This is a genomic window from Pseudomonas sp. LBUM1664 (genome assembly GCF_059695895.1).
In genome coordinates this window covers 3,411,455-3,429,969 of sequence record NZ_CP166791.1, presented here as the reverse complement: position 1 = coordinate 3,429,969, position 18,515 = coordinate 3,411,455, and the positions used below count along the sequence as shown (strand labels likewise).

Genomic DNA, 18,515 nt, shown 5'->3' with positions numbered 1-18,515 from the left:
GACCACCACTATCGCGAGCAGGCTCGCTCCCACAGGTCCGATGGCGTACTCAAATGTTAGGTACACCCCAGATCCAGTGTGGGAGCGAGCCTGCTCGCGAAAGCGGTGTGTCAGTCACTGACATGCCGGATGTGCCGCCCAATCGCGAGCAAGCTCGCTGCCACATGGGGTATGCGGTGAGTGTTACTGATCGACGATCCCGAAGCTTGCCAGATAAGCGCAGAACATATCGGCCATGGCCTGCGCGTACGTTTTAATCTGCGCGGGCGAGCGAGGCGTTGCCGAAAACTGTTTGCCCACCGTACTGAGTGTCGTGGTGATCAAGTCGCCTGCCAGTGCCCGTTGCGCCGCCGATGCTGCGGGCAGCACCTCCTGTATAAAAAACTCCATAGTCTGTTCCGCAGAAGCCCTGGCCTCTTGCGCCTCGGGGGCGTCGCGGTAGAGCGGTGCGGCGTCGTTGAGTGCTACACGGATCAGCGCCTCGTCGCATTCTGATTGGATAAAAGCATGCACGAGGGTGCGCAGCCGTTCGAAGGGCGATTTGCCGTTGTCCTGCAGGATGAGGCGCAACAGGTCGCACGTCTGTCGCCATTCATCACTTTGCAACCGGAAAAGGATCGCCGCTTTGTTCGGGAAGTATTGATACACCGAACCGACGCTCACACCGGCCCTCTCGGCCACACGCGCCACCGTGAATCGTGACGCGCCTTGCGTCGCCAAAACCTGAACAGCGGCTTGCAGAACTGCCGCGACGAGTTCGGCCGAGCGCGCCTGCCTGGGCTGTTTTCTTGAGGAAATCTGTGGGCTTGGGCGATCGGACATGAAGGGACAAACCTCGAAGGGGAAATGCGAATAGAAAACGCGACGAAGTGTTCGTATTCTGAATGCGACGAATTGATCGCATTCTAGCGATCCCCCAAGCGGCATTCAACTTTCTACGGAACCTCCCATGAGCATGCTGATTTTTCACGCACTGGCCCAGCGCCGGAGCCTGCCTTGCGTTTCGGCGCAGCGCTCCGAAGCCTGGAGCGCATCACCTCATCCATTTTTCGGTACGACTTCTTCTGGTGCACTCATATGACTCACCAATACGCTCACGCTTCTTCAGCGGCCCAGGTGGGCTCTGGCGGCAATCCGGTGTTAAAGCTGCTTCCACTGACCCTGACAGTGTTCATTGGCTTCCTGACGATTGGCATGCAACTGCCCGTCTTGCCCTTGCATCTGCACGACACTTTGGGCATGGGGACGCTCGTGATAGGTCTGGTCGTTGGCGCGCAGTTCGCCGCGTCGCTGCTTTCACGTTCCTGGGCCGGTAACTTCGCGGATATGCGCGGCACCAAGCGCGCAGTCATTGCCGGTCTGCTGACGGCTGCCTGTTCCGGCCTGGTTTACCTGGCTTCCTTGGCATTCGTCGATGCGCCTGTGGTTTCAGTCTGGCTGGTGCTTTTGGGGCGAGTCATCCTGGCGATGGGCGAAAGCCTGATCGTCACGGGTGCGCTGGGGTGGGGCATTGGTTTGGTCGGGCCGCAGCATGCGGGCAAGGTCATGGCCTGGAATGGTATCGCCATGTATGGCGCCTTGGCATTTGGGGCGCCAGCTGGCGTGTTCATGAATGCGACGTGGGGATTCACGGGCATTGCCGTGACCACGATCTTCATCCCGTTGCTGGCATTGCTGGTCGTTGCAAATCTCGGGGCTATCGCCCCCACGGCGACTCGGCGCACACCTTTTTACAAAGTGCTGGGTAGCGTATGGGCCCCCGGCATGGGACTGGCGTTTTCCAGTGTCGGGTTCGGGGTCGTCACCGCCTTCATCGCACTGTTGTTCGCGAGCAGGGACTGGGGTAATTCCTCGCTGGCGTTCACTGCGTTCGGCCTGGCGTTCGTTGGTGCTCGCCTCTTGTTTGGGCATCTTCCGGACAAGCTTGGCGGTGCGCAGGTGGCCTTGGTTTGTGTGGTCATCGAGGCTGTCGGGCTGTTGCTGATCTGGGGGGCCGACACAGCTCTCGTCGTTTACTTGGGTACCGCATTGACCGGGTTCGGTTATTCGCTCGTCTTCCCAGGCTTCGGGGTGGAAGCGGTGCGGCGTGCTCCGGCGCAAACCCGCAGCCTCGCCATGGGCGCTTACGTTGCGTTTCTTGATATTTCCCTGGGCATCACCAGCCCGCTGGCCGGCGCGTTGGCGAGTGCCTGGGGCGTCGGCGCTGTTTACCTTGCCGGGGCCGTGACTGTCGCATTTTCCTTTGGGGTGGCGTTGATGCTGCTGATGAGACCGGCTAACGGGAAACAGGCGGTACAAGTTCAAGACAAATCTTGAACCGCTCGCCCTGCGCTGGCCTAACGGCCCTGAACTGGGCTGCGAACCTGTCAGTTGCCTTGGGCCTGCTCACTCATCAATTGCACGAGCAACCGCACTGGCTCGGTCAGGCTTTGCCGGCTGCGGTGTACGAGGCCGATGTCACGATGGAGGGTGTGTGAGCCCAGGTCCAGGACCCGGACCCCGGCACATCGCGGCGTACGATCAAACGGTAGGTCTCCTGCACCAGGGTCGTCCAACGCAGGTCGCTTTGAAGTGAGAAGGGCGGGCGGATGGGCTAGGCTTGTGTCTCTCACCTGAAAACAACCGGAGCCCTGATGAGCCTCTCTCCCTTTCACTTGGCAATTCCTGTGTATGACCTCGCTACCGCCCGTGCTTTCTACGGTGAGGTATTTGGGCTGCAAGAAGGTCGCTCCAGTGCGCAATGGGTCGATTTCAACTTCTTCGGTCATCAGTTGGTGATCCATGAACATCCAAAAACCGCGTCCCAGGAAAGCGTCCATAGCAACGCGGTTGACGGCCATGACGTTCCGGTTCCGCACTTTGGCGTGGTACTGGGCTGGGAAGAGTGGGAAGCACTGGCGCAGCGCCTGAAGTCTTTTGGCACTGAGTTTGTGATCGAGCCCTATGTCCGCTTCAAGGGCCAGGTGGGCGAGCAGGCGACGATGTTCTTGTTCGACCCGTGTGGCAATGCGCTGGAGTTCAAGGCGTTCAAGGATATGGGGCAGTTGTTTGCGAAATAAGGAGCTGTTCGGCTCTATGCCCTAGTGCGAAATGATCCCGTGGTCGATCGCGTATTTCACCAGCGCCGCCGGTTTGTCGATGTTGAGCTTGCGGCGGATGCTCAGGCGGTGGGTTTCGACGGTGCGCACACTGATATCCAGTTCGCGGGCCATTTCCTTATTGTTCAGCCCCTGGACCATTTTGCACAGCACCTGACTCTCGCGCGGCGTCAGATCGTTATCGGTGTTTTGGTCGGTGGCGAGCCGCTGGGCGATCTCGGCGCTGTAGAACGTACCGCCGCTGATGATCGCTTCGATGGCTGCGATGATTTCCCGTGAGGGGGCATTCTTGAGCACGTAGCCGCTGGCGCCGGAACGCACGGACTCGCTCACGTACTCATAATTGTCGTACATGCTGAGGATGAGAATCTTGAGGCTGGGGTATTGCTTGCCCAGCAGCCGGGTGAGTTCAAGTCCGTTCATGTCCTTGAGGCTGATGTCCATCAGCAGCAGGTCCGGTTGGCTGCGACCGACCATCTCGATCGCTTGCGCGCCGTTCTCGGCTTCACCTACCACGTCCAGTTGGGGCATGACGGACAGCAGGGCTCTGATGCCGTCGCGGACCAGAGAATGGTCGTCGACCAGCGCGACGCGGATCACGGGAGGCAGGTTCATCGGCAGGTGCTCTTGTTGGAGTGGGCGCGCATCAGCTTTCTGTTGCCGACAGGTTCATGGGCAGCAGGATGTCCAGTTCGCTTCGTCCCGGCACCGACGTCAGTTCCAGCCGCCCGCCGAAATGCTCGACCCGTTCACGGATATTACGCAGGCCGATGCCGGCATGGCCACGTTCGACTTGGGGAACGTTGAATCCCATCCCGTCATCCACCACCGTCAGGCGCAAGGATTGGCTGGAGCCGAACAAGGTGATGGCGACGCTTTTCGCCCCGGCGTGCCGCTCGATATTGGTCAGGGCTTCCTGGGCAATGCGGAACAGCGAGACGGGGGCTCCATTTTCCAGGCGGCAGTCGAATTCGTTGCTTCTGTAACTCACCTCCAGCCCGCTGCGCTGTTGGAACTCGGCCGCGAGCTGACCGATGGCGGCGGGCAGGCCCAGGGTGTCGAGCAGGGAGGAGCGCAGGTCATGGGAGATGCTGCGGATCTCGCCAATGGCCTCTCCCAACCTATCTGTCGCGGTTTTCAGGATGCCCAGGCCATTTTCCTGTCCATTTTCGAGCACATGACTGGCCAGTTCGAACTGGAATTTTATCGACACCAGCAGTTGGCTGATGCCGTCGTGAAGTTCGCGCGAGACCCGTGAGCGCTCTTCCTCTTGCAGGCTGACGATTCGCTGGTTCAGCCGTTGCAGCTTTTTATCGGCCAGGCGATGTTCGCTGACGTTGAGGGTCATGCCGCCGGCAAACACTAGCAGAACCGCCACCAATGCGATGGCGGCGATAGCCTGCATGGTGGTGTGGATGCCCTGGGCCACTTCATCGCGGGCTTGCTGGGTGGCGCGCTCGACGTCCTCCAGGTAAATCCCGGTACCGAGCATCCAACCCCATCGATCAAGCATCACGACATAGGCCAGTTTGTCGGTCACCTGGCCGGAGGAGGGCTTGTTCCAGGCATAACGCTGGAAGCCCTCGCCAGATTCGGCACTTTTGATCAGCGCCTGGATGACGGGCAAACCGTGTGGGTCTTTCATGTCCCAGAGGTACTGCCCCACCAGTTCCGACTGACGTGCGTGCATCAGGCTGCGGCCCTGACGGTCGTAGACGAAAAAATAGCCGTTGATGCCGAAGCTGAGCTTGCGCAGCTCCTCCAGTACCTGCTGTTGCGCGCGCGCGTCGCCCAGGCCGTCGTTATACAGCGGGGCGATCAGGCTTTGCGCCATCTCGACATAGTTTTTCAACTCGGCGCGTTTGCTGGCCAGGATGCTGTCTTCGATCAATTGCGCCTGTTGATCACCCAACTGGCGGTTGAGCGAGATCACCAAGGCGCAGATCACGGCGATCGCCAGGACCAGCGGCAAAATCCCGAGGGCGACGATTTTGTGTTTGAGCAGCATGTGTACTCCTGTCCGGGCGGTACGGGATGGAGGCGAATGGTCGGCATCATAACTCTGTGGGAGCAAGCTTTGCTCCCACAGTAGTTGTCCTGCATTGGGTTTCCATGGGCTCTCATAGAGGGATCCAGAAAGAGCCTACGTAGAACTACGTAGATAACCCGTACGTAGTACTGCGGATTTATTTGTTGACGCCATACACGGATATTGGGCCGGCTCCGAATAGCCGGGGCACACTATAAAAACAATCGCCGCAATCCACTGGATATCGGCAGGAGACACGCAATGACAACCCGTCTGGTTAAACACCTCGCCTGGTTTGCCGTGGCTGTTCTGGGAGCTTGTGCGTTGAGTGTCGTGGCCTTGCGCCGCGGCGAACCGATCAACGCCCTCTGGATCGTCGTCGCAGCCGTGGCCATCTACCTGGTCGCCTACCGCTACTACAGCCTCTTCATCGCCAACAACGTGATGCAACTCGATGCGCGCCGGGCCACCCCCGCCGTGCTCAACAACGATGGCCTGGACTATGTCCCGACCAACAAACACATTCTGTTCGGCCACCACTTCGCGGCCATTGCCGGTGCGGGGCCGCTGGTCGGGCCGGTGTTGGCGGCGCAGATGGGCTACCTGCCCGGCACGCTCTGGCTGATCGCCGGTGTGGTACTGGCCGGTGCGGTGCAGGACTTCATGGTCCTGTTCCTGTCCACCCGCCGCAACGGTCGCTCCCTGGGCGACATGGTCCGTGAAGAAATGGGCCGCATCCCCGGGACCATTGCGCTGTTCGGCTGCTTCCTGATCATGATCATCATCCTCGCGGTGCTGGCGCTGATCGTGGTCAAGGCCCTGGCCGAGAGCCCGTGGGGCATCTTCACGGTGATGGCGACCATCCCGATTGCGATGTTCATGGGCATTTACATGCGCTACATCCGCCCGGGCCGCATCGGTGAAATCTCGCTCATCGGCGTGCTGTTGCTGCTGGGCTCGATCTGGCTGGGCGGGCAGATTGCCGCCGACCCGGTCTGGGCCAAAGCCTTCAGCTTCACCGGGATCCAGATCACCTGGATGCTGATCGGCTATGGCTTTGTCGCCGCGGTGCTGCCGGTGTGGCTGATCCTGGCGCCACGGGACTACCTGTCGACCTTCCTCAAGATCGGCACCATCATCGCCCTGGCCATCGGCATCCTGGTGACCATGCCCGAGCTGAAAATGCCGGCGCTGACCCAGTTCACCGACGGTACGGGACCTGTGTGGAAGGGCGGGCTGTTCCCGTTCCTGTTCATCACCATCGCCTGCGGCGCGGTCTCGGGGTTCCATGCGCTGATCTCGTCGGGCACCACGCCCAAGCTCTTGGATAACGAAACCAACGCCCGCTACATCGGTTACGGCGGCATGCTGATGGAGTCCTTCGTGGCGATCATGGCCATGGTCGCCGCGTCGGTGATCGAGCCAGGCGTGTACTTCGCCATGAACAGCCCGGCGGCCATCGTCGGCGGTGACGTGGTGGCCGTGGCGCAGACTGTCAGCAGCTGGGGCTTTGCAATCACCCCCGAGGCGCTGCAAGCGGTGGCCAAGGACATCGGCGAAACCACCGTCCTGGCCCGTGCCGGCGGTGCGCCGACCCTGGCGGTCGGGATCGCGCAGATCCTGCACTCGGTGCTGCCGGGTGAGAACACCATGGCGTTCTGGTACCACTTCGCGATCCTCTTCGAGGCGCTGTTCATCCTCACTGCGGTGGACGCCGGCACCCGTGCCGGGCGGTTCATGCTGCAGGACTTGTTGGGCTCGTTCGTGCCGTCGCTCAAACGCACCGAATCCTGGCCGGCGAACCTGATCGCCACCGCCGGTTGTGTGGCGCTGTGGGGCTATCTGCTGTATCAGGGCGTGATCGATCCGCTGGGCGGCATCAACACCTTGTGGCCGCTGTTCGGCATCTCCAACCAGATGCTGGCCGGTATCGCCCTGATGCTCAGCACCGTGGTGCTGATCAAGATGAAGCGCCAGCGCTACATCTGGGTCACGCTGCTGCCGGCGGCCTGGCTGCTGATCTGCACCACCACGGCGGGCCTGATCAAGCTGTTCGACGCCAACCCGGCGATCGGCTTCCTGGCCCTGGCGCGCAAATACAACGATGCCCTGGCCGCCGGCCAGATCCTGGCTCCGGCCAAGAACATCGAGCAGATGCAGCACGTGGTGTTCAACGCCTACACCAACGCAACGCTGACGGTGTTGTTCCTGTTCGTGGTCTTCAGCATCCTGTTCTACGCGCTCAAGGTCGGCATCGCCGCCTGGGGCACGAAGGAACGCACGGATAAAGAAGCGCCATTCCAGGCCTTGCCGGACGCCTGAATCGAGGATTGCAACGATGTTCAATGACTTGAGTCGCCTCGGTAAATACCTCGGTCAGGCCGCGCGCCTGATGGTCGGCATGCCCGACTACGACAATTACGTCGAGCACATGCAAACCAAACACCCGGACAAACCGCTGATGGACTACGAGGCGTTCTTTCGGGAACGCCAGGAGGCCCGTTACGGCGGCAAGGGTGGGCCCAAGTGTTGTTGAAGCACCTGGGTTGAGGTAATCCCCTGTGGGAGCGAGCCTGCTCGCGAAGGCGTTGGGTCAGTGGCATTGATGTTGACTGACACACCGCCTTCGCGAGCAAGCCCGCTCCCACAGTTTTTTTTGGCGGGCCTCAGGATCTGCATACGCCACAGATCCCCTGTGGAAGCGACTCCGGAGCGCTTATTCAGAACATCGAAAACGCATAACTGGCAATCAACCGGGTTTCATCGATATCGCGCCCGTCATCGCTGCGATAGGTTGCATTGCGCACGCGAAGGGATAAGCCCTTGAGGCGCTCCTGGAAGGCGTAGCTGACGTCGATGTCCCGTTCCCATTCCTTTTCGGTGCCGACTTTTTCCAGGCCGGTGCCGCGGATGTAGGCGGTGAAAAACGTCAGCCCGGGGAGGCCCAGCGGTGCAAAGTCATAGCCGTAGCGCAGTTGCCAGCTGCGTTCGCCCGCGCTGCCGAAGTCGTGGTATTGCACATAGTTGGGCAGGTACGGGTTGTTGATATAGGGGAAACCCGTGGCGCCTTTCATCACCTGATAGGTCGCCATCACGCTGTGACCGTTGTTGAAGGTGTAGCCCAGGGCGGCGGAATAGGCGCGGTTGTCGACCTCGCCGGCCTTCGCCGCACCCACTTCGTTGCTGGCGAACGCCCGAAGATCGGTGGTCAGGCTGCCTTGCCCCAGTTTTGTGGTGTGGATCAAACCGAGGAATTGCTGGCGATACACATCCTCCAGCTCGCCGTAGTAATAGCTGCCGCTCAGGCCCGGTGTGAACTGATAACTGCCGCCGCCGTAGCGAAAGTGATCGCCGATGCCGTTTGCCGAATAGCGTCCGTCCTTGGTAGCGAGGCTGATATCGCGCCGGTCGGTGGAGTCCGGGGCGGTGGTCTTGTCGAATTGGGCGAGGTTCACCGTCAGGCGTTCAACCTCGCCGGAGCTGACCTGCAAGCCCTGAAACGTCTGAGGAAACAACCGGCTGCCATTGAATTGCAGTACCGGTACCTTGGGCAAGGCGATGCCGTAGCGCAGGTTGGTTTTCGACAACCTGACCTTGGCCGCCAATCCACCCTTGGAATATTCATCTGCCGCTTCGCCTGAGGCCCGGCGCGGCAGCAGGCCACTGCCGCTGCGATCGGGGCTCGAGTCGAGCTGGTAGCCGGCGTAGCCAATGGCGTCCAGGCCCAGCCCGACAGTGCCCTGGGTGAAGCCCGACTCGTAATTGAGCAGAAATCCCTGGGCCCACTCATCGCGCTTGGACACGCCCGTGCCATCGCGAAAATCGCCGTTGTAATAGAAATTGCGCGCTTCGATGCGCAACTTGCCGTCATCGATAAAGCCTTCAGCCTTCGAAGGCAGGCTCCAGCACAGTGTTGGCGCGAGCAGGGTGACCCACAGTGTACGGTTCATCATTTACACCTCTTTTTATTGTTTTTTGGGCGCAACCGTCCGCTGCCCGGCATTGGCCGGACAGGAACAGTGTTATCAGAAGGAGGAGGGGGTTAAGGCTTGGTGCCCAGTTGCAGGGCCAGCTTGTCGCGGTCCAGCTCTTTTTCCCAGGCAGACACCACCAGCGCCGCAACGCCGTTGCCCACCAGATTGGTCATCGCCAGGCCTGTGCCCATGAAACGGTGGATACCCAGGATCAGCACCATGCCGGCCACCGGTACGATCGGCAGCACCATGAGGGTACTGGTCAACATCACGAACGCTGCACCGGACACGCCACTGGCCCCTTTGGACGTGAGCATTGCCACGATCACCAGGGTCAGCTGTTGCGTCAGGCTCAATTCGATGTTCAGCGCCTGGGCGATGAACAGCACCGCCATGGTCAGGTAGATGTTGGTGCCGTCGAGGTTGAAGGAGTAGCCGGTGGGAATCACCAGGCCTACCACCGGTTTGGAGCAACCCAGGCGTTCCATCTTGTCCATGATCTGCGGCAGTACCACTTCTGAGGAGCTGGTCCCCAGCACCACCAGCAGTTCTTCCTTGATGTAGGCGATAAAGCGCAGGATGCTGAAACCGCACAGCCGCGCCACCGCACCCAACACCACCACCACGAACAGGATGCACAGCAGGTAGAAGCTGCCGATCAGTTTGAGCAGCGGCAACAGTGAGCCGACGCCGTAGGTGCCAACGGTAAATGCGATGGCCCCGAACGCGCCGATGGCCGAGAGCTTGGCGATGATGTGCACGATGCGAAAGAACACACCGGACAGGCCTTCGATGATGTCGTAGACCGGCTTGCCTTTCTCACCCATGGCCGACAGCGCGCAACCGAACAGCACCGACACCAGCAAGATGCACAGCACGTTGCCCTCGGCGAACGCCTGGACAAAGGTCGAGGGAATGATGTTCATCAGGAAGTCGACCATGTGCATGTGCTTGGCCTTTTCCGCGAACCCGGTCACCGCCGAGGCGTCGAGGCTGTTGACGTCAACGTTGAAGCCGCCGCCGGGGTTGAACAGATGCCCGCCGATCAGCCCGATGATCAGTGAGATCGTCGAGATGATCTCGAAGTACAGCAGTGCCTTGCCACCGACGCGCCCCACTTTCTTCAGGTCGCGCATACCGGCGATGCCGCTGACCACGGTGCAGAACACCACTGGGCCGATGATCATTTTGATCAGTTTGATAAAGGCATCGCCCAGGGGCTTGAGGTCGGCGGCGAAGGAGGGCCAGTAATGGCCGACGATCACCCCGACGATGATGCCCAACAGGACCTGGAAATACATGGCCCGGTAAAACGGTTGCTTGGCCTTGATGCCAGCGGCGGCAGACATTTTGGGCTCGGCCGGCACAGATACAGGATTCATAGGTTTACTCGCCATTTTATTGTTGGAGGTTGGCAAAGGGGGTGGCGATCAGCGCCCGTACAGTCGCAACGGATTTTCGACCAGCAGCTTCTGGCGCAGTGACGGGTCGGGGCAGAAGTCGAACATCAAGTCCACCAGGCCGCCGTCGTTGGGCATGTCCTTGCTGATGTTCGGATGTGGCCAGTCGGTGCCCCAGAGCACGCGGTCGGGGGCGGTCAGAATCAGGCGTTCGGCGAACGGGATGGCATCGTCGAACGGCTTGCGGCCCAACGAGACCCGTTCGCCGCCACAGACTTTGACCCAGGCCAGGGGATTTTCCATGAGTTGCAGCAGGGCCTTGAACGACGACTGTTGGAGACCGTCCTGGGCCTTGACCCGGCCCATGTGGTCGATGATGAACGGCACGGGGATGTGGGCCAGGCGATCGGCGTAGGTGAGAATGTCCTGGGCGTCCAGGTGCAAGACCACATGCCAGCCTAAGGGCGCCAGGCGCTCGATGGTGCGGTCGAACACGTCCAGGTCCGGTGCGCCACCCAGGTGCGCGACGAAGTTGAAACGCACCCCACGCACGCCTCCGGCGTCCAACTCGGCCAACTGCTCGTCGGTTTCGCTGCCGTCGACGATGGCGACGCCGCGATAACGGCCTTCACCCCGGGCAATCGCGTCGAGCATGGCGCGGTTGTCACTGCCGTGGCAGCTGGCCTGGACGATCACGCCCCGGCTGAGGCCCAAGTGATCATGCAGTGAGCGCAAGCCTTCGAACGGTGCATCGGGCGGGGTGTAGCTGCGGTCTTCGGCATAAGGGAAAAGGGCGGCGGGGCCGAACACATGGCAGTGGGCATCCCAGGCTCCGGCCGGCAGTGCGTGCTTGGGCGGGGTCGGGTTCGGGTCCGGGGCAAGGCAACTTTTCATCAGGTGTCCTTCGGCGTTCATTGTTATTGGAAGCGTTGCCGGATGGTGGCTTTTGCTACGCCAACGAACAACAGAGCCTGGGTTCTAGCTGCTATGCAGATTTTGCATGGCTGGGCTCAAGGTATGCAGATTTCCCTGACCATCGCCAAGGTCTGCGTTGCCAACCGGGACAACGGGCGCTGTTCGCTGGTGGCAATGAACAGGTGGGTGGGGATCGACGGTTCGACGATCTGGGCGGCTTTCAAGCCGTTGGGCAAGTGGCTGCGCGCGCTCAGGGCCGAACGGAACAGCACGCCATAGCCCATGTCCAGTTCGATCAGCTCCAGCAACGAGGGGATGCTGTCGATCTCCAGGCAGACATCCAGGGTGACGGCATGGCGCGCGGCCTGGGTTTCGATCAGGCGTCGCAGGGAATGGGGCTCGCTGGGGATGATCAGCGGGTAGTTGCCCAAGTCCGACATGGCCACGGTTTCGGGCAGGGGCGAGTTGGCGGCACCGATCAGCATCAACGGTTCGCTGTGGATGTGCGCGTAATGCAGCTGGGCGCTGTGGGCAGGGTTGAACACCAGGGCGAAGTCCAGGCGGCCCAGCAGCAGCCACTCGCGCATGGAATGGCTCAAACCTTCCTTGATGCCCAGGGCGCAGCCGGGAAAGCGTTCGCGAAAGGTGCTCACGAGGGCCACGGTATGGCGCCGGGAGATACTCGGCGGCAGGCCGATAACCACTTTGCCGGTCAGGGTGTCGCGCTGTTCGCGCAACTCTTCCCGAGCGACTTGCACCTGGCGCAGGATGCCCTTGCCATGGTCGAACAGGCGCTGACCGGAAGCCGTTAGCAACACGCCATGGCCATGACGCAGTAACAGGTGTTCCTGCAATTCGACTTCCAACTGCCGCACCTGGCGACTGACCACAGACTGGGAAATGTTCAGCACTGCCGCAGCCTTGGTGAAACTGCCGAACTCGGCGACACGCACGAAACATTCGAGTTGCTTGAGATCCATTGGGTCGCCCCGGGAGAAAAGGCCATTCTAGCGTGATGCGCAATAGTGGCGAGTGGGCTTGCTGTAGTGAGCGAATAAGCTCCCCGCCACAGGGGCATTTTCCCCGGCTGTTGGGTGATTGTGCACCTGGGCGCCATCAAAACGCCGTCATTTGACCGACGTTTTTGCCTGGAATTAAAAAAGAGGCTTCGGTCTGTTTATTTCCTTCTGTAAACTCCTCCCGCTGCGACAATCGGGCACGGCCACGTCAGGCTCGATTACGACCGTTTTGCAGTGTCCCTCACCCAGCTGAAGCCAAGACCTACAAGAAGTCAGCGCCGGAGAGACATAAAAAGTGAGGCCGATGTATTGCTCGGCCCCTGTAGGCCCATCCTCCAGTTCATCTCGACACTCGCCACGCTGGCATTACCGGCCATGGGGGTGATCTATGATTAATCAGGACTGGTGGACGGAATGGCGTTCTATCCTAGGGATACACACATGTTGAAGAAAACACACACGGCGCTGCTGGGCCTGGCGATGGCGATGGGTCTTGCGACCACGCACGCCGCCGAGGCAAAAAAAGTGGATGTCTTGCTCATTGGTGGGGGCATTATGAGCTCGACACTCGGCGTTTGGCTCAATGAGCTGGAGCCGGGTTGGACCATGGAAATGGTCGAGCGCCTGGACGGTGTTGCCGAAGAGAGCTCCAACGGCTGGAACAACGCCGGTACCGGCCACTCCGCGCTGGCCGAGCTGAACTACACGCCGGAAGACAAGAACGGCAAGGTCGACATCTCCAAGGCCATCGAGATCAACGAAGCGTTCCAGATCTCCCGTCAGTTCTGGTCCTGGCAGGTCAAGAACGGTGTGCTGAAGAACCCACGTTCGTTCATCAACTCCACGCCGCACATGAGCTTCCTGTGGGGCGACGAGAACATCGCGTTCCTGAAGAAGCGCTACGAAGCCCTTCAGGCCAGCCCGTTGTTCGCCGGCATGCAGTATTCCGAAGACCGCGAGCAGATCAGCAAGTGGGTTCCGCTGATGATGCAAGGGCGTGATCCGAGCCAGAAAGTCGCGGCCACCTGGAGTCCTCTGGGCACCGACGTGAACTTCGGCGAAATCACTCGTCAGTTCGCCGCTTACCTGCAAACCAAGCCGAACTTCTCCCTCAAGCTGTCCAGCGAAGTGGAAGAGATCACCCGCAACGAAGACGGCACCTGGCGTGTGTCGTACAAGAACCTGAAGGACGGTACCGAAACCGAGACCGATGCCAAGTTCGTGTTCATCGGCGCTGGCGGCGGTGCCTTGCACCTGCTGCAGAAGTCCGATATCCCGGAAGCCCGCGAATACGCAGGTTTCCCGGTGGGTGGCTCGTTCCTGGTCACCGAAAACCCGACCGTCGCCCAGTTGCACCTGGCGAAGGCATACGGCAAGGCTTCGGTTGGCGCACCGCCAATGTCGGTTCCGCACCTGGACACCCGCGTGCTCGATGGCAAGCGTGTCATCCTGTTTGGCCCGTTCGCAACCTTCTCCACCAAGTTCCTGAAGAACGGTTCGTACTTTGACCTGCTGACCAGCACCACGACCCACAACGTGTGGCCAATGACCAAGGTCGGGATCGAACAGTACCCACTGGTCGAGTACCTGGCCGGCCAGCTGATGCTGTCGGACGAAGATCGCTTCAACGCCCTCAAGGAATACTTCCCTGAGGCTAAGCAGGAAGACTGGCGCCTGTGGCAGGCCGGTCAGCGCGTGCAGATCATCAAGCGTGACGAAGAGAAGGGCGGCGTGCTGAAACTCGGCACCGAAGTGGTCGCTTCCCAGGACGGCAGCATCGCCGGCCTGCTGGGTGCCTCGCCAGGCGCCTCGACCGCCGCGCCCATCATGCTGACCGTGCTTGAGAAGGTCTTCAAGGACAAGGTCGCCAGCCCGGCCTGGCAGGAAAAACTGCACCAGATCGTGCCAAGCTACGGTACCAAGCTCAACGGTAGCCCTGAGCGTGTGGCTCAGGAGTGGGCTTACACCAGCGACGTCCTGCAACTGGACCCGCCGCCGGTGATCGGCAAGCCAGGCGCCACCGCGGCACCGGCCAAACCGGCCGATGCGCACGAAGGCAACCCAGCGGCTGATATGGCGCTGTAAACCGGACACTGTCTGGTGATGTACAAAAAAACGCCGCTCATTGAGCGGCGTTTTTTTTCGTGCCTTTTTCCCGCACTATTGAGGGTAAGAACAGTTTTTGGGATCAGGTGAGCTGTTATGCATTTTTCCGAGACGTTATCAGCGATTGATAACATTGAGCATTGCTTTGGCTCGACTGTGGCAGGTGGGATGCCTGCTGATACATTACGGCTGCAACAAAAACATTCTAATAAGGTGGTTGAGGTGTGTGTCGACGACGTCACGGGGTCGATCACCGGTGATGCCGTTTTTACCAAGTCTTCCCGACCTGTTTCTATCATCACCGCAGACTGCCTGCCTGTTCTGGTGAGTTCTGTCTCTGAACCCTTCGTTGCTGCGATCCATGGAGGTTGGAGAGGTTTGTCGGAGGGTATTATAAAAAATGCCTTCGATGCCTTTTCCCTTGCCGGCATCGACAAAGGTAGCCTGAGAGTGGCCCTGGGTCCTTGCATCATGGACTGCTGCTATGAGGTACCTTTTCAGATGACGGGTGACCTGGAAAATATCCACGGCAAGATGTGGCCTGTGGATCAACCTCCATGGTCTTTTCGTCGGCCCGCTCATCATGTGAGTTCTGCCGTGGCGACTCATGGAGAAGCCTGGCTCAGTCTTTCTAGGTATTGTACTTATCTCTTGATCGCTGAAGGGCTACACCCTCGGCAGATAGAAGACTGCGCGATGTGCACTTACTGTTCAAATCTCGGGTTTGGAAGTTATAGACGGCGCCAGCACCAGTCAGAACCAAAGACTTTTCAATATTCGTGGATCCGTTCGTTGCCCCTGAGCAACTGATAACGATGGCACATCCAACATTTGCGCTGAGGTTGGATAATTTGGGGCCGCTTCGCGACCCAGCGGGGATAAATCCCCTCGCCACAGGCCGGTGGTTATTGGGTACCGAACATTGCCGTCCAATAGATCCCCGCATCGCTTTTCGGGTCTACCGCATACCCGGCGCCCAGCTCACGGAACTGCGGGTTCATCAGGTTGGCGCAGTGCCCCGGGCTTGCCAGCCAGCCGTCCACCACTTTTAGGGCCGTGTCCTGCCCGGCGGCGATGTTTTCGCCGATCAACTGGCCGAGGTAGCCGGCCAGTTCCGCTCGGTCGCCCGGCATGCGGCCATCGCGGTCCTTGTGGTCGAAGAAATTGTTGTTGGCCATGGCCCGGGTGTGGGTGACAGCAGCCAGGGCCAGGGTGGCGTTCCAGGCCAGTGGCGTGGTGGCGGCGAAGGCTTCGGTGCCGCAGCGGCGTGGCTGGGCACGGGCGCTGTTGATCAGCTTGAGCAGTTTCTGGCCTTCGGCTTGCCAGTCCCCCAGGCGCGCCGACAGCAGAGGGCGCGCCAGCACGATGCGCCATTCGCGATCCAGGCGGCTGACGCCGATGTCAACGAACTGCGGGTCCAGCACCACTTGGCAAAAGCTTTCCTGTATCGCCTTCATCGCCGCTTGTGCGTCCCGTGGCCCGGACAAACTGATGGCCTGCACATTGACCATTGGATAGGCCGCCCGCGCCAGCGCCTGCTGCAGGTCACCGATGCCATTGGTCGACAGGATCAGCCGTGTGTCCATTGCCAGCGGCGGCAACTCCAGCGAGGCCTGGCCCGCGCAGCTTTGGGACTGGCTGCGGTAAAGGTTGATGGTCTCGACCAGTTGCGTCTCTTCGGTGGCCAGGGCACCGGCGGCGAACGCCAGCCCCAGCGACAGCACAGCAAGACGCATGACGGATAAAATGGCACGCATGTAAATCTCCCTTGAGCGGACGGCGCCTATGATGCGCAATTTTTGCCCCGCTGGGGCAACGGTATTCACGCTCTTTTGAATCCCTTTGAGCGGTGCCGTTTGGTACCGTTCGGATAATCCTCAAGTAGTGGGATCAATTTTCAGGCGAATAAGTCCATTTCCGTCGTTTCAAGGCAATAAAACTGCAACAGGAACGCTTTTTAGGAGCCCATCAGCTCATCCAGTTCCCTCCATCGACGTTATAAGTCTGCGCCACCACATACTCACTCTCGGCCGAGGCCAGGAAAATCGCCATGCCTGTGAGGTCGTCTGCGGTGCCCATCCGGCCATAAGGTACCTGTTGGCCGACCTGGCGCTTCTTTTCCCCCAGCGGCAGGTTTTCATGGCGGGCGAACAGCGCATCCACCCCGTCCCAGTGTTCGCCATCCACCACGCCGGGAGCGATGGCGTTGACGTTGATGCGATGCTTGATCAAATCCAGCCCGGCAGACTGAGTCAGGCTGATCACCGCCGCCTTGGTGGCGCAATAAACCGCCACCAACGCCTCGCCCCGCCGGCCGGCCTGGCTCGCCATGTTGATGATTTTGCCGCCATGACCCTGGCCAATCATCTGCCGGGCCGCAGCCTGTAGCGTAAACAGGGTGCCGGCGACGTTGATGGAAAACAGGCGCTCGTAGCTCTGACGCGTGATTTGCACGATGGGCGCCAGATCGAACAGCGCCGCGTTATTGATCAGGATATCCAGCTTACCCGCCCGGGCCACAACCGCATCGATGGCCTGGTCGATTGAAGTCTGGTCGGTCACGTCCATTTCTACCGCGTAGGCGCCTTCACCCAGTTCGGTGGCGGTTGCTTGGGCCCGCTCAAGGTCGATATCGGCAATCGCCACCGTCGCCCCTTCGTTGATGTAGGCCTGGGCAAACGTCCTGCCGATACCGCGGGCGGCCCCGGTCACCAGCGCACTTTTTCCTTCCAGTCGTTTCATGGGGTGTCCTGCCTTAAATAATAAAAAATCAGCAGAGGAGTGCACACATCCTCTGGCCACAAAAAAACGCTGCCAACGGTGACTTCTTGGGACATCGGTGAGGGCGGTGGTAAACGTCGAGCCGACCCAGTGACTGATGACAAACCGATTACAGCAGCGCCCAGGAAGCTGGACAAACGCTGGGCGGATTGTACGGTGATACTTTTTTAACACTCGCAAGCGCCGCTATAGCGGGTTAAAAAAGTATCAGTGGGTGGGCAGGCCAAGGCTGGCGAACCGGGGTACACCCAGCGTAAGGTGCTCGCCTATAACGATAAAGAGGCGCGCCATGCCTGATCACCGAACGCCTTTGTTCGAGCAGCGACCGGCTGAACTGGAAATCATCCTACCTGAGCCCGAGCACAGTTTTCGCTGGTACGAGCACGATTATCCGTACCCGATGGCGCGTTGGAACCACCACCCCGAATTTGAAATCCACCTCATTCGCCAGGGCAGCGGCAAATTGCTGGTGGGCGACTACATCGGCCCGTTCGGCCCCGGCCATGTGGCGATGATCGGTCCGCACTTGCCCCACGACTGGATGGGCGACCTGGAGCCGGAGGAGCATTTGACCGGGCGAGACGTGGTGCTGCAGTTCGACGGTGCAACCTTGCTGACCCTGCGCCAGACTCTGCCCGAACTGGGGGATTTACACACGCTGTTCGAACGGGCTCGGCGTGGTTTGGCTTTCAGCGGCGGCACCGCCGCAAAAGCTGCGAACCTGCTGGAGGCCATCGGGGCGGCCCAAGGGCTGGGCCGGCTGGCGCTGTTTCTGCAATTGCTCGACACCCTCAGCCGAGCCCCTGAAAATGAGGCGTTGTGCCTGGCGAGCCCTTGCTACGCGCCAACCCTGGATGCCCGCAGCTGCGAGCGTATTCACAAAGCGTTCGAGTATCTGCAGGCTGAACTCACCGGCGATCTGCGCCTGTCAGTGATCGCTCGGCAATTGGAGATGAGCGAGCCCGGCTTCTCACGTTTCTTCAAACGCATCACCGGGCATGGGTTTATCGACCTGATGCGCAAACTGCGGGTTCAACGAGCGTGCCGGTTGCTGTTGCACAGTGAAATGCCGGTGACCGATATCTGTTTTGAAGTGGGTTACAACAACCTGTCCAACTTCAACCGGCATTTCCGCATCGAGATGAACCAGACGCCCAGTGAATATCGTCGGGGCGCTTAACATCCTCGCTACA

16 protein-coding genes and 1 pseudogene are annotated in these 18,515 nt (G+C 60.2%); 7 read left to right on the top strand and 10 right to left on the bottom strand.

Annotated features, from left to right (window positions below; translation table 11 throughout):
* Positions 1-183: 183 nt before the first annotated feature.
* Complete coding sequence (locus tag ACA047_RS15905) at positions 184-822, bottom strand: TetR/AcrR family transcriptional regulator (RefSeq protein ID WP_497350806.1); 639 nt, start codon at positions 820-822, stop codon at positions 184-186.
* Positions 823-1,077: 255 nt separating this feature from the next.
* Between ACA047_RS15905 and ACA047_RS15900 the strand changes: the two genes are divergently transcribed.
* Positions 1,078-2,316 (top strand): arabinose transporter, encoded by a 1,239-nt coding sequence (locus ACA047_RS15900; protein ID WP_497350804.1) that lies wholly within the window; start codon positions 1,078-1,080, stop codon positions 2,314-2,316.
* 50 nt (positions 2,317-2,366) lie between these two features.
* Here the strand turns inward: ACA047_RS15900 and ACA047_RS15895 are convergent.
* Positions 2,367-2,590: pseudogene (locus ACA047_RS15895) on the bottom strand (hypothetical protein); the annotation flags it as partial.
* 43 nt (positions 2,591-2,633) lie between these two features.
* On the opposite strand from ACA047_RS15895, the gene ACA047_RS15890 reads away from it, so the two are divergent.
* Positions 2,634-3,059, top strand: coding sequence for a VOC family protein (locus ACA047_RS15890; RefSeq protein WP_497350802.1), 426 nt, complete (start codon positions 2,634-2,636; stop codon positions 3,057-3,059).
* A gap of 21 nt (positions 3,060-3,080) precedes the next feature.
* Here ACA047_RS15890 and ACA047_RS15885 read toward each other — a convergent pair whose 3' ends face one another.
* Together ACA047_RS15885 and ACA047_RS15880 are read right to left on the bottom strand one after the other, a co-directional pair.
* Entirely contained in the window at positions 3,081-3,713 is a 633-nt protein-coding gene (locus tag ACA047_RS15885) for a response regulator (RefSeq protein WP_497350800.1), read from the bottom strand.
* Between the two features lie 31 nt (positions 3,714-3,744).
* Positions 3,745-5,106, bottom strand: coding sequence for a cache domain-containing protein (locus tag ACA047_RS15880; RefSeq protein ID WP_497350798.1), 1,362 nt, complete (start codon positions 5,104-5,106; stop codon positions 3,745-3,747).
* Between the two features lie 282 nt (positions 5,107-5,388).
* Between ACA047_RS15880 and ACA047_RS15875 the strand changes: the two genes are divergently transcribed.
* Positions 5,389-7,449, top strand: a complete 2,061-nt coding sequence (locus ACA047_RS15875) for a carbon starvation CstA family protein (protein WP_497350796.1) — start codon at positions 5,389-5,391, stop codon at positions 7,447-7,449.
* 16 nt (positions 7,450-7,465) lie between these two features.
* On the top strand, positions 7,466-7,663 hold the full coding sequence (locus tag ACA047_RS15870) for a YbdD/YjiX family protein (RefSeq protein WP_003201656.1): 198 nt from the start codon (positions 7,466-7,468) through the stop codon (positions 7,661-7,663).
* A 184-nt stretch (positions 7,664-7,847) separates the two neighbouring features.
* Here ACA047_RS15870 and ACA047_RS15865 read toward each other — a convergent pair whose 3' ends face one another.
* The 4 genes from ACA047_RS15865 to ACA047_RS15850 all read right to left on the bottom strand — a co-directional run bounded on the left by ACA047_RS15865 (position 7,848) and on the right by ACA047_RS15850 (position 12,396).
* Positions 7,848-9,080 (bottom strand): OprD family porin, encoded by a 1,233-nt coding sequence (locus ACA047_RS15865; RefSeq protein ID WP_497350793.1) that lies wholly within the window; start codon positions 9,078-9,080, stop codon positions 7,848-7,850.
* Positions 9,081-9,169: 89 nt separating this feature from the next.
* Positions 9,170-10,450 carry a dicarboxylate/amino acid:cation symporter gene (locus ACA047_RS15860; protein WP_497360382.1) on the bottom strand — a complete coding sequence of 427 codons (1,281 nt, stop codon included), beginning with the start codon at positions 10,448-10,450 and terminating at the stop codon, positions 9,170-9,172.
* 81 nt (positions 10,451-10,531) lie between these two features.
* Positions 10,532-11,395 carry an amidohydrolase family protein gene (locus ACA047_RS15855; protein WP_497350791.1) on the bottom strand — a complete coding sequence of 288 codons (864 nt, stop codon included), beginning with the start codon at positions 11,393-11,395 and terminating at the stop codon, positions 10,532-10,534.
* Positions 11,396-11,511: 116 nt separating this feature from the next.
* The gene (locus ACA047_RS15850) at positions 11,512-12,396 is read right to left on the bottom strand and encodes a LysR family transcriptional regulator (protein WP_497350789.1); all 885 of its coding nucleotides are present in this window, start codon (positions 12,394-12,396) and stop codon (positions 11,512-11,514) included.
* A 480-nt stretch (positions 12,397-12,876) separates the two neighbouring features.
* Here ACA047_RS15850 and mqo point away from each other — a divergent pair, with 480 nt between their 5' ends.
* Together mqo and ACA047_RS15840 are read left to right on the top strand one after the other, a co-directional pair.
* Positions 12,877-14,520, top strand: coding sequence for a malate dehydrogenase (quinone) (mqo, locus tag ACA047_RS15845; protein ID WP_497350787.1), 1,644 nt, complete (start codon positions 12,877-12,879; stop codon positions 14,518-14,520).
* A gap of 117 nt (positions 14,521-14,637) precedes the next feature.
* Positions 14,638-15,351 carry a purine nucleoside phosphorylase YfiH/LACC1 family protein gene (locus tag ACA047_RS15840; protein ID WP_497350785.1) on the top strand — a complete coding sequence of 238 codons (714 nt, stop codon included), beginning with the start codon at positions 14,638-14,640 and terminating at the stop codon, positions 15,349-15,351.
* Positions 15,352-15,446: 95 nt separating this feature from the next.
* On the opposite strand, the gene ACA047_RS15835 is transcribed toward ACA047_RS15840, so the two are convergent.
* Positions 15,447-16,298 carry a CAP domain-containing protein gene (locus ACA047_RS15835; RefSeq protein WP_497350783.1) on the bottom strand — a complete coding sequence of 284 codons (852 nt, stop codon included), beginning with the start codon at positions 16,296-16,298 and terminating at the stop codon, positions 15,447-15,449.
* A 211-nt stretch (positions 16,299-16,509) separates the two neighbouring features.
* Entirely contained in the window at positions 16,510-17,283 is a 774-nt protein-coding gene (locus tag ACA047_RS15830; protein WP_497350781.1) for an L-iditol 2-dehydrogenase, read from the bottom strand.
* A gap of 328 nt (positions 17,284-17,611) precedes the next feature.
* Between ACA047_RS15830 and ACA047_RS15825 the strand changes: the two genes are divergently transcribed.
* Positions 17,612-18,502, top strand: a complete 891-nt coding sequence (locus ACA047_RS15825; RefSeq protein ID WP_497350779.1) for an AraC family transcriptional regulator — start codon at positions 17,612-17,614, stop codon at positions 18,500-18,502.
* Positions 18,503-18,515: the final 13 nt, after the last annotated feature.